The sequence below is a fragment of the Streptomyces sp. NPDC001832 genome (genome assembly GCF_040297265.1).
Taxonomy (GTDB): Bacteria; Actinomycetota; Actinomycetes; order Streptomycetales; family Streptomycetaceae; genus Streptomyces.
The window spans coordinates 1-11355 of record NZ_JBEOYU010000074.1 but is presented as its reverse complement, the minus strand read 5'-3'; the positions used below and the strand labels follow the sequence as shown (position 1 = coordinate 11355).

The window sequence follows — 11355 nt, the reverse complement described above, 5'->3', positions numbered from 1 at the left end:
GGGGTGGTGCTGGCCATGCCGGGGTGTACTCCTGTTCTCGCCCTTCCAGCCTAACCCGGCAAAGCGGGCGTCTCAGTCAAGGCTGTCAGAGAGGGAAGTACGGAGAGCGCATCACGGTGGGAGCCGATACCTCGTCGGACGGAACGGCCGCTGGCCAGCGCGACCGTTCGACCACCCAGCAACGCAACGATGTTGTGGGCGTCGGGCATTTCCAAGCGCGCACGCCACTGCTCCTCCCCGCCGCTTCGCCAGTCCGCAAGCCGAGCGTTGAACGCCTGCGGTGCCTCGCCAGCGCAGCAAGGCGAACTTCCCGCCACAACGGCCAGTCGCTTTTCGTGAGAACGCGCAGGTGCACCATGCCGATGAGTCTGACGCGACGCCCGCGGAGAAGTCCACGACATCAACCTCGACGCCACTCGGCCTTCGGAAAGACGCGGTGGCGATCCGGTAAGTCGGGACACCAGGTACCACGCCGGCTCTGCAGTCAACCCCCGAAGGACTTCCGGAGCCGACCACTAAGTTATAAGGGCCTCAGTTGGTCTGGACGACCACGGTCTTCGCCGCCTTGTCATGGAGGCACTGCCGGTACGGCTTGTCTGTGAACATGAACACGATGTTGATCAGCCACCACAGGCACAGGCAGCACAGCAGGGCCGGCAACCACAGCACCACGGCCCGTAGGAACGACGCAGCAATGTCCGGCACCCTGCCGTCGTTGAGCATCGCGACCCGCAGATTCAGCAGCCGCTTGCCGACGGTCCGGCCGTCCTTGTGTGTGAAGTACGTGTCGTACGCGACGTAGGCCACCACAGCGATGAGCAACCAGAGCAGTTGGCGCCCGCTGTACGTCTGGCTGAGGAGAGCGCCGACGTCGCTTCTGCCGCTGGTGCTCTGATTCATCTCGACCACGCCACCCCACGGCAACGCGATCAGATACAGCGGGATCGTGATGATCACGAAGTCGATCAGCCTGGCCAGAATCCGCTTGCCGGGCTCGCCGAGCGGCGGCATACCGGCCAGCGGATCCACGCCCCCGTACGGGCCACCGCCGCCGTAGAGACCGGGATCGTACGGCGGAGGAGGCGGAGGCGGCGAAGGCGGAGGCGGCGGAGCGCCGTCGTACGGCGGACCCGACGACGGCCCCTGCGGCGCCTGAGGCTCCTCCGGCCCCCGAGGTCCCTGCGACTCCTGAGGCCCCTGCGGTTCCTGCGGCTCCTGAGGCCCCTGCGGTTCCTGCGGCTTCTTGAGGAACGGGTCGTCCTCGGGTGGCTGACCGGACGTCGGCGGATCGTTGCTCATGGGGGCAGTGCACCCCGGCCCACGGGCGCCCGCAACGGCTCAGGTGCGTTCGGGGGAACGGCACGTCACCCGAAGGCCCCTCCCCCGATGAGCCGTCAGCCGGAGGAGTGGGCTCCGCGGGCCCTCGCGCGGAGTCAGCCCGCCACGAAGGTGTGCGCCGCCTTGTCGTGCCAGCACTGGCGCCATGGCCGGTCGAACAGACACCAGAGCACATTGACCACGCCGACGACCAGGACGCCCAGCACACCGTAGACAAGCCAGCGGCGCAGCGCGGCAGCGAAGGACGGGGGCTCGTGGGACTCGATGTCCCGCACTTCGAGTCCACAGAGCTTCTTGCCGAGCGTACGGCCCCACTTGGCGGTCGGCAGCGCCTCCAGCAGGACGCCGAGCACGAGGAACGCGCCGAGCACCCCACCGAACAGACCAGCCGTGGTGGAGTCCACCAGCCAGACGGTGACCGTCTCACCGGACAGCTTCGCCGCGCTGATCTTCTCGTCGATGTGGTCCATCGCCCGCGAGACGAGCGGGAAGCCGATCGCGCCGACGAGCGCGGCCAGCACCACCGTGTCCACGAGCCGGGCGGCAAACCTCTTGCCGAGTCCGGCGGGCCGGGCCGATGCCTGGGCCTGGGCGAGTTGCTGGAAGGGGTCGTTGACCGGGGGCTTCCAGGGCACGACGGGCTGGTCCGGCTGTCCACCCTGGGCACCGAGCTGCGGGGGAGGCTGCTGCCCCTGGAGCGGGAGGTGGGATGGGGATGGGTGTTGCTGAGGTTGGTGTTGCTGAAGCTGCGGGTGGGCCGCCTGGTCGGGCTGGGCGAGTTGGTGGACCTGCTGCACCCAGGAGGCTGCACCGCCGTCGGGGCCCGAGGTGAGAGGACTGTTGAGCTCGGCGGGGGCCTGGGCTGGGGCCTGGTGCCGGGCCGGGGCTGAGGGCTGTGCCGAGGCGGGAGCCTGGTTCTGTGCCCGAGCCGGGGGCTGGTTCTGTGCCGGGGACTGTGCGGGAGCCTGCGCGCCGGTCCCGGGGGCGATCGCGCGGGCCGCCATCGTGCCGTCCGTGGGCTCCTGTTCCGTCGTCCGGGGAGCGGGCAGGCGGGCGCCCCGGGCCGCGGCGCGGATCACGACCGTACCGTCGGCGGGCGAGCCGGGCGTGGCGCCACCGCCGGGGCCGCCCGGACGGTCGGCCCGGATCGCTACGGTGTTCTCGGGAGCCTGGCTACGGCCGTCACGCATGGCCGGCAACGCACCGCCCGTCGGATCCGGGGAGGCCGGCCGACGCAGGTCTGCGGGGGCCCGGTCGGCAGGTTCCCGGATCGCTGGGGTTCGGTCGGCAGGTTCCCGAATCGCGGGGGGCCGGTCCGCAGGTTCCCGGATCGCGGGGACCCGGTCCTCAGGTTCCCGGATCGCGGGGACCCGGTCCTCAGGCGTTCGCGGATCCCGGCCAAGCCCCGCCCCGGACTCCTGCCCGGACGGCCGGCCCAGCTCGCCCTGCCAGCCCGGTTCGCCCTGATCGCCGGGCTGCCCGGTGCCGCCCCAGGAGACCCGCCGGTCGCGTTCACCGCCGAAGCCGGTCTGCCGGGAGGCGTCGGCCTGCCACGCGGTGGCCGGTTCGGGGCGGTTGTCCGCGTACGGCTCCTCGTCGAGGAACACCGGACCGGTCTCGTCCACCGGCGCCAGGGCCGGCGGCTGCGGCTGTGGTTCGGCCGCGGCTCCGGATGACGTCGCGGGCATCGACTCGCCCCGCTGAGGGGCGGGCCGGCTCGTGCCGGGAACCCACGAGGCGCCGTTCCAGTACCGGATATATCCGGGAATGGACGGGTCGGGGTAGTACCCCTCGCGGGGGCTTTCGTCACCGGGTGCCGGGGTTGGGGCGCTCATCACCGTGGTCCCGTATCTCTTCGAGGCCTCAATACAACGGGTCCACATCTATCAGAAGCCCGCGTATCCCTGGGCCAGTCCAGGCGTTTGGTCCACTTTCCGGTCACGCCGAAATTTTTTCCGGAAGTCGCTTCATGGATGGCGAGGTGGGCGGTCTCTCCCTGTGCGGACCGGTCGCGGGACCGGCAGCCCACAGGCACAAAGGACGCAGTCGGGCCCATTGGTGTGAACCCGTCTGCCGCAGCCTTCGCAAGGCGCGGTGTGATCTTCGTACTGACGCAGAGTGATCAGCATGGATGTCACGCCGCAGCAGTCTCCCAAGTCCCCCCATTCGACCGAGCCTCCCGTTGAACCCCCCGGTACCAGCCCCGCAGAACCCCCCGGAACCGGCCCCGCACCGCTGGACCCGGCACCGCCGGACCCGGCGCCGGCCGAGCTGCCGCCCCCCTCGCTGCGTACGACGCTGCGCAGGGCGGCCATGGGTGCGGTGGCGGGCGCTGTACTGGTGACGGGTGCGGTAGTGGCCGTGCCGGAGGACGAGGACGCCGTGCCGCCGCCCTCGCCGGGTCCGGTTTCGCGGGCCCTGAAGGCCAGGGACATGGGGTCCCCCGCCTCCCTCTCCGATCTGACGGCGCTGATCGGGGACCGGCAGCAGTGGGTGGGCACGCATCCGTCCGACGCTCCGTCGTGGGCGTTGCTCGGTACGGCCTTTGTGGAGTGGGGGCAGCGTTCCGCGGACGCGTCGTACTACAGCCGGGCCGAACAGGCACTGAAGCGCTCGCTGGACATCGAGCCGGGTGAGAACGGGAACACGGCGGCCTGGGTGGGCCTCGCGACGCTCGCCAATGCCCGGCACGACTTCGTCACGGCGAAGAAGTGGGGCGAGACGGTACGGGCACGGCAGCCGAAGCAGTGGAACGTGTATCCGGCCCTGATCGACGCGTACAACGGCCTCGGTGACTACAAGTCCGCGAACGCGGCGGTGGAGAAGTTCACGGCGCTGCACTCCGGCGCCCCGGCACTCATCCGGACGGCGCAGCGATACCGTGACCGCGGCCTGCGCGCGGACGCGCTGGCCGACGCGCGGGCCGCGGCGGACCGGGCCACCACACCGGCACAGAAGGCGGAATGCCTGCATTTGCTGGGCGAACTGGCCTGGGCGCGGGGCGAGCCCGATGAGGCGGTGGCGCAGTACAGCGCGGCGCTGCGGGCCGACCGTGCCCACCATCCGTCGCTCGCCGGCCGGGCCAGGGCGCTGGTGGCGCTCGGCCGTACGGACGAGGCCGAGCGCGACTACAAGGCGGCGGTGGCCGACCTCCCCCGGCCCGAATACATGCTGGACCTGGGTGAGTTGTACGAGTCGCTGGGCCGGGACGAAGATGCCCGAAGCCAGTACGCGCAGCTCGGCAAGGTTCTCGAGCATGACGACGGCCAGGGCGTGGACAACGCACTGCTGCGCGGCCGTTTCGAGACCGATCACGGAGACCCGGCCGCTGCGACGAAGTTGCTGAAGGCGGAGTGGGACCGGTCGCACCGCAGCGCGGCGGTGGCGGACGCTCTGGCCTGGGCACTGCACCGCTCCGGCGACTCGTCCTCCGCACTGCAGTACGCGACGCGGGCGGTCGAATCGGCTGGGCACAACGCCCGGTACCTGGCCCACCTGGGCGCGATCCAGCAGGCGTTGAAGGACTATGGTTCGGCGCGCCGCAATCTGGGGGAGGCCCTGCTCACCAACCCGCACTTCTCGCCGCTGGAAGGGTCCCGGGCCCAGAAGGCCCTGGACTTGCTGGGCGGCCCTCCGCCTGACGTCCCGCAGGCCATGGAGCCCGCCCGGGTACCCGAGCCGGCGGCGAAGCCCGCGCCCGCGAAGCCGCGGCCCGCTGCACCGGCGCCGCAGCAGCAGGCGCCCGCCAAGGCCCCGGCCGCATATGTTGAGCAGCCGCCGATGGGGCTGGGCGTTACCTCGCCCGGGTCCCACTTCGGTTCGCGATGACGCCGATCAGCCCGTCCGAAGTGCCTTCCGGCACGAGCGACGCATGAGAGGTTGTCGGGTGGCCTCTGAGGCGGGGGCCGGGGTTCGCCGGGCCCCCGCCTTCACCGCTCAGAGGTTGCCGCGCTTCTCCTGCTCGCGCTCGATCGCCTCGAACAGGGCCTTGAAGTTGCCCTTGCCGAAGCCCATCGAGCCATGGCGCTCGATCATCTCGAAGAAGACGGTCGGGCGGTCCTGGACCGGCTTGGTGAAGATCTGCAGCAGGTAGCCGTCCTCGTCGCGGTCGACGAGAATCTTCAGCTCGCGCAGGATCTCCACGGGGACACGGGTCTCGCCCGCCCACTCGCCGAGGGTGTCGTAGTACGAGTCCGGGGTGTCCAGGAACTGGACGCCGGCCGCCCGCATCGCGCGTACCGAGGCGACGATGTCGTTGGTGGCGAGCGCGATGTGCTGGACGCCCGCGCCGCCGTAGAACTCCAGGTACTCGTCGATCTGCGACTTCTTCTTGGCGATCGCCGGTTCGTTGATCGGGAACTTCACCTTCAGGGTGCCGTCGGCGACGACCTTCGACATGAGGGCGGAGTACTCGGTGGCGATGTCGTCGCCCACGAACTCCTTCATGTTGGTGAAGCCCATGACCTTGTTGTAAAAGCCGACCCACTCGTTCATCCGGCCCAGCTCCACATTGCCGACGCAGTGGTCGATGGCCTGGAAGGTCCGCTTGGCGGGCGGTTCGACGATCGGGTCCGCGGCGACGTAGCCGGGCAGGTAAGGGCCGTCGTAGCCGGTGCGCTCGACAAGGGTGTGGCGGGTCTTGCCGTACGTGGCGATGGCGGCCAGCACGACCGTGCCGTGCTCGTCCTTGACCTCGTGCGGCTCGGCGAGGCCGAGGGCGCCGTGCTCGACCGCGTACGCATAGGCCGCGCGGGCGTCCGGGACTTCGATGGCCAGGTCGACGACGCCGTCGCCGTGCTCGGCGACATGGTCGGCGAGGAAGCGGCCGTGGTCGGTGGACGCCTTGATGACGGAGGTGAAGACGAAACGGGCGGAGCCATTGGTCAGGACGTAACTCGCAGTCTCGCGGCTGCCGTTCTCCGGTCCGGAGTAGGCGACCAGCTTCATGCCGAAGGCTGTCGAGTAGTAGTGCGCGGCCTGCTTGGCGTTGCCGACGGCGAAGACGACCGCGTCCATTCCCTTGACCGGGAAGGGGTCGGCCTGCCGGGCTGTGTCGGGGGTGGTGTGCAGAGTCTCAGTCATATTCGAAGACTCTCGCCGCTTCGCAAGGTGCGCAATAGTTTGCGAATCCGCTGGGCAATCTGCACAGTCGACGGACATGATGGCCGGGCTATCTGTACATGATGACCATCACAGTGGCCCCCGGAGGCACACCATGGCGATCGATGACCTGGACGGGCGACTCATCGTACTGCTGGCCCGCGAGCCCCGCATCGGCGTCCTTGAGGCATCGCGCCGGCTCGGCGTGGCACGCGGGACGGTGCAGGCGCGCCTGGACCGGCTTCAGTCGAATGGAGTCATCCGCGGATTCGGCCCGGCCGTCGATCCGGCGGCGCTCGGCTACCCGGTGACCGCGTTTGCGACCCTGGAGATCAAACAGGGTCAAGGAGCCGATGTACGGGCCCACTTAGCCGGCGTTCCGGAAGTGCTGGAGCTGCACACCACCACCGGGCACGGCGACATGCTCTGCCGTCTCGTCGCGCGTTCCAACGCCGATCTTCAACGGGTGATCGACCGGGTTGTCGGTTTTGATGGCATCGTCCGGGCCTCCACGGCCATCGTCATGGAGAACCCGGTTCCGCTGCGCATCATCCCGCTCGTCGAGCAGGCCGCGGGGGACAACAGCTTCTGAGCCGAGGAGTGGCGTGTGAGCTTCTGGGAGTACCTGGGCAACCGGCATCAACAGCTGCTCACCGACACATTCCAGCACGCCAGTGCCGTATTCCAGTGCATGGTCATCGCCACCGTGCTGGGCGTCCTGATCGGGGTCGTCACCTATCGCAGCGGATGGGCGGGGTCGCTGGCCATCACGTCGACGGCGACGATCCTCACCATCCCCTCTCTCGCCGCGATCGGTCTGCTCATCCCGCTGGTAGGGCTCGGGGTCGCGCCCACGGTGATCACTCTGACGCTGTACGGGCTGCTGCCCATCGTCCGTAACTCGATCGTGGGGCTGCGGGGCGTCGACCCGTCGCTCGTGGACGCGGCGAAAGGCATCGGGATGTCGCGGCCGGCCCGGCTGTGCCGGGTGGAGCTGCCGCTCGCCTGGCCGCCGATCCTCACCGGCATCAGGGTCTCCACACAGATGCTGATGGGCATCGCCGCCATCGCCGCGTATGCGTCGGGCCCCGGTCTGGGCAACGAGATCTTCCGCGGCATCGCCTCGCTGGGCAGCGCCAACGCGATCAATCAGGTGCTCGCCGGCACGATCGGCATCGTCATTCTCGCCCTGCTCTTCGACGCCGCGTACGTACTGCTCGGGCGGCTCACCATTCCCAGGGGGATCCGTGTCTGAGACCGCCGGCAGTGCCAGGACGACGAAGGCCGCTTCCGGCGCCACCATCCATCTGGACAACCTGACCAAGCGCTATCCGGGCAATCCGAACCCGGCGGTGGACAACGTCACGATGGACATCAAGGCCGGTGAAACGGTGATCTTCGTCGGCCCGTCCGGCTGCGGGAAATCCACCACCCTGAAGATGATCAACCGGCTGATCGAGCCGACGTCCGGGCGGATCAGGATCAACGACGAGGACGTCACCGACATCGACCCGGTGAAGCTGCGCCGCAAGATCGGTTACGCGATCCAGTCGTCCGGGCTCTTCCCGCACATGACGGTCGCCGAGAACATCGCCCTCGTGCCGAAGATGTCCGGCTGGTCGAAGGTGAAGGTGAAGGACCGGGTCGAGGAGATGCTCGATCTGGTCGGTCTCGATCCGCGGGAGTTCCACGGGCGCTACCCGCGGGCGCTTTCCGGCGGACAGCAGCAGCGGGTGGGCGTGGCGCGTGCCCTGGCGGCCGATCCACCGGTGCTGCTGATGGACGAGCCGTTCGGCGCGGTCGACCCGATCACCCGCGACCACCTCCAGGACGAGCTGATCCGGCTCCAGCACGACCTGCACAAGACGATCGTCTTCGTCACCCATGACTTCGACGAGGCGATCAAGCTGGGTGACCGGATCGCCGTACTGCGGGAGCGTTCACACATCGCGCAGTTCGACACCCCGGAGGCGATCCTCACCAACCCGACGGACGACTTCGTCTCGGGTTTCGTCGGTGCCGGGGCGGCGCTGAAGCGGCTCAACCTCACCCGCGTGCGGGATGTGGAGATGGCCCAGTTCCCGACGGTGACGGTCGACGAGCCACTCCAGTCGATCTTCAACAAGCTGCGCACCAGCCTGCACAACGAGCTGCTGATGCTGGACCGCAGGAACCGCCCGTACAAGTGGCTGCGGCGCGGCGACCTGATGCGGGCCCGGGGTTCGCTGGCGCGTGCCGGGCAGCTGGTCCATCACACGGTGACGCGGGACGCGACGCTGCACGACGCGCTGGAAGCGGTGCTGATTGACAGCGGCGGGCGGGCCGCGGTGACCGGGCGGCGCGGCGAGTTCATCGGGGTCGTCGACATGCACACCCTGATGAACTCCGTCCACGAACTGCTGGAGGCCGACCGGCTCGCCGCCATCGAGCACCAGCACGACCTGGAGGACATGCGCGCCCACCAGACCGAACAGGAGCTGGAGGGGGGTGCGGGCTCATGAATCCCAACTCCCCGCTGGGTCCCGAACCAGCGCGGACTCCGCGCTCCCCCGGCCCGGCGAACACGTCCGACAGAGACCGCCCGCCCGGCGAACACGACGATGTCATGGACCATGCCTTCCACGACGAGGAGGAGGAACCCCCTCCACCGGCGGGACCGCGGCGCCGGATCACCTGGCGCAAGCTGGTGCTGCTGCCGGCCGCGCTCGCGATCGTCCTGGCCATCACCTATCTGTGGATCACCCACACCCACCTCGACTCGATCGCGAGGAACTCGCTCACCGGCGGCAATGTGCGGCTGCGCTGGTGGCAGCATGTGAGGCTGACCGCGATTTCGACGTTCTGGGTGCTGATCATCGCCATCCCGCTGGGGATCGCGCTCACCCGGCGGAGGCTGCGCAAGGGCGCCCCGCTGGTCACGGCGGCCGCCAACATCGGGCAGGCGACCCCGGCGATCGGCCTGCTGGCGCTGCTGGTCATCTGGCTGGGCATCGGGCCGACGACGGCGATCATCGGCATGGTGATCTACGCGGTGCTGCCGGTGTTCTCCAACACGGTGGCCGGTCTCAAGGCGATCGAGCCGAGCCTGGTCGATGCCTCGCGCGGCATCGGCATGTCGGCGATGGGGACGCTCACCAAGGTCGAGCTGCCCCTCGCCGTCCCGCTGATCCTGGCCGGTGTACGGACGGCGCTGGTGCTCAACGTCGGTACGGCGACCCTGGCCACCTTCGTCGGTGGCGGCGGCCTCGGGGACCTGATCACCTCGGGCATCCAGACCCAGCGGATGCCGGTGCTGGTGCTCGGCTCCGTACTCACGGTGGTGCTGGCACTGCTGGTGGACTGGCTGGCCTCGCTGGTCGAGCTGGCGTTGACGCCGCGCGGACTGGAGGTGGGGTGAGGTGGGCCCGCGGAAGGTGCGTGTCGGGCTCGTGGGGGCGGTGGCGCTGGCGCTGACGCTCGCCGGGTGCGGGCTGAAGAGCGGCTCGCCGATGGTGGACAACGTGATGCCGGGCTCCGTCGGCCAGGGGCGGCCACTGCACGGAGCCTCGCTGACCGTCACCTCGAAGAACTTCAGCGAGAACATCGTCCTGGGCCAGATGATCGGCCTGGTCTTCAAGGCCGCCGGCGCGGAGGTCCTGGACCGGACGAACCTGCCCGGTTCGATCAGTGCGCGCGAGGCGATCGTCAACGGCAGTGCGGATGCGATGTACGAGTACACCGGCACCGGCTGGATCACCTATCTGGGCCATGCGAAGCCGATCGCCGACCCGTTGGAGCAGTGGAAGGCGGTCCGCGACGAGGACCGGAAGAACGGGGTGACCTGGCTGACGCCGTCCACCCTCGACAACACCTACGCGCTGGCCATCAGCAGGAAGAACAACGCGGAACACCACCTGCGGACGCTCTCCGATGTCGCCGCACTGGCGAAGATGGACCCGTCGGCGGTGACGATCTGCGTGGAGAACGAGTTCGCCTCGCGCGACGACGGGCTGCCGGGCATGGAGAAGGCGTACGGGATGTCCCTCCCGGCCGCGAACATCAAGAAGATGGACGCCGGGATCATCTACACCCAGGTCTCGCAGTCCAACTCCTGCTTGCTGGGCGAGGTGTTCACGACGGACGGCCGGATCAGGGCCATGGACCTCGATGTGCTCGTGGACGACAAGCACTTCTTCCCCAATTACAACGCGGCGCCCGTCATCCACACCAAGACCTTTGAGAAGTACCCGGAGATCGCGGGGCTGCTCGACCCGGTCAGCAGGAAGCTGACGACGGGGGTCGCCCAGGTGCTCAACGCGAAGGTGGATGTCGACGGGCAGGACCCGCACGAGGTGGCGAAGGACTGGCTGATTCAGGAGGGGTTCATCAAGAAGGGATGAGGAGCTCTCACCGACGATCCGAAGGTGCTCAATCGACGCCCGCATGCTGCGCGGGCTCGCCCACCCCCTGCGTATCCGACTGCTCAACACGCTCCGCGAGTTCGGCCCCGCCACCGCGTCCAAACTCGCCGACCGGCTCGGCGAGTCCAGCGGTGCCACCAGCTATCACCTGCGTCAACTGGCCACGTACGGCTTCGTGGAGGACGACCCGACGCTCGGCAAGGGCCGCGAACGGTGGTGGCGGGCGCTGCATTCCGGCAGCGCCTTCGACACGAAGATCATGCGAGACGCCGGCCCCGAGGTCCGCGGCGCCATGAACATGGTGCTCCATCGGATAGCTAGCGAGTGGACCCGTGCCTTTAGGCATGGGGGGAATCGCTTCTCAGGACTGCTCTGACCTCAACTGTCCCTACGGATATCTGTTGTTGACCCCAGCTAGATGCGTGGCGTGTGTATAGTGATCGTGTGACTGTGACGCGGAAGGTCCGCCGGTACTCCGGCGGCGTGTACGACTTGGGCCTGCACGTGGTGTGGTGCC

General features: G+C 68.9%; 9 protein-coding genes and 2 pseudogenes. 8 read left to right on the top strand and 3 right to left on the bottom strand.

What is annotated here, in order from left to right:
* Window positions 1–531 precede the first annotated feature (531 nt).
* Window positions 532–1299 carry an RDD family protein gene (locus tag ABT115_RS30300; protein WP_351796563.1) on the bottom strand — a complete coding sequence of 256 codons (768 nt, stop codon included), beginning with the start codon at window positions 1297–1299 and terminating at the stop codon, window positions 532–534.
* Window positions 1300–1433: 134 nt separating this feature from the next.
* Entirely contained in the window at window positions 1434–3173 is a 1740-nt protein-coding gene (locus tag ABT115_RS30295) for an RDD family protein (RefSeq protein ID WP_351796560.1), read from the bottom strand.
* Between the two features lie 292 nt (window positions 3174–3465).
* Here ABT115_RS30295 and ABT115_RS30290 point away from each other — a divergent pair, with 292 nt between their 5' ends.
* Window positions 3466–5166, top strand: coding sequence for a tetratricopeptide repeat protein (locus ABT115_RS30290; protein ID WP_351796557.1), 1701 nt, complete (start codon window positions 3466–3468; stop codon window positions 5164–5166).
* Window positions 5167–5274: 108 nt separating this feature from the next.
* On the opposite strand, the gene hppD is transcribed toward ABT115_RS30290, so the two are convergent.
* Window positions 5275–6420, bottom strand: a complete 1146-nt coding sequence (gene hppD, locus ABT115_RS30285; protein WP_351796555.1) for a 4-hydroxyphenylpyruvate dioxygenase — start codon at window positions 6418–6420, stop codon at window positions 5275–5277.
* A 133-nt stretch (window positions 6421–6553) separates the two neighbouring features.
* Between hppD and ABT115_RS30280 the strand changes: the two genes are divergently transcribed.
* From ABT115_RS30280 to ABT115_RS30985, 7 genes and pseudogenes are all read left to right on the top strand, one after another.
* Window positions 6554–7030 carry an Lrp/AsnC family transcriptional regulator gene (locus ABT115_RS30280; protein WP_351796552.1) on the top strand — a complete coding sequence of 159 codons (477 nt, stop codon included), beginning with the start codon at window positions 6554–6556 and terminating at the stop codon, window positions 7028–7030.
* Between the two features lie 15 nt (window positions 7031–7045).
* Window positions 7046–7693 carry an ABC transporter permease gene (locus ABT115_RS30275; RefSeq protein WP_351796549.1) on the top strand — a complete coding sequence of 216 codons (648 nt, stop codon included), beginning with the start codon at window positions 7046–7048 and terminating at the stop codon, window positions 7691–7693.
* Window positions 7686–8939: an ABC transporter ATP-binding protein gene (locus ABT115_RS30270; protein ID WP_351796546.1), complete on the top strand. Its 1254-nt coding sequence runs from the start codon at window positions 7686–7688 to the stop codon at window positions 8937–8939. Before ABT115_RS30275 ends, ABT115_RS30270 begins: the two co-directional genes overlap by 8 nt.
* Window positions 8940–9043: 104 nt before the next feature.
* Window positions 9044–9835 carry an ABC transporter permease gene (locus ABT115_RS30265; protein WP_351796543.1) on the top strand — a complete coding sequence of 264 codons (792 nt, stop codon included), beginning with the start codon at window positions 9044–9046 and terminating at the stop codon, window positions 9833–9835.
* Window positions 9836–9851: 16 nt separating this feature from the next.
* A complete protein-coding gene (locus ABT115_RS30260) occupies window positions 9852–10817 on the top strand; it encodes a glycine betaine ABC transporter substrate-binding protein (RefSeq protein WP_351796540.1) in 966 nt (321 codons plus the stop codon).
* A 43-nt stretch (window positions 10818–10860) separates the two neighbouring features.
* A pseudogene (locus tag ABT115_RS30255) lies at window positions 10861–11172 on the top strand (helix-turn-helix domain-containing protein); the annotation flags it as partial.
* Window positions 11173–11282: 110 nt separating this feature from the next.
* Window positions 11283–11355, top strand: a pseudogene (locus ABT115_RS30985) (IS200/IS605 family transposase); the annotation flags it as partial.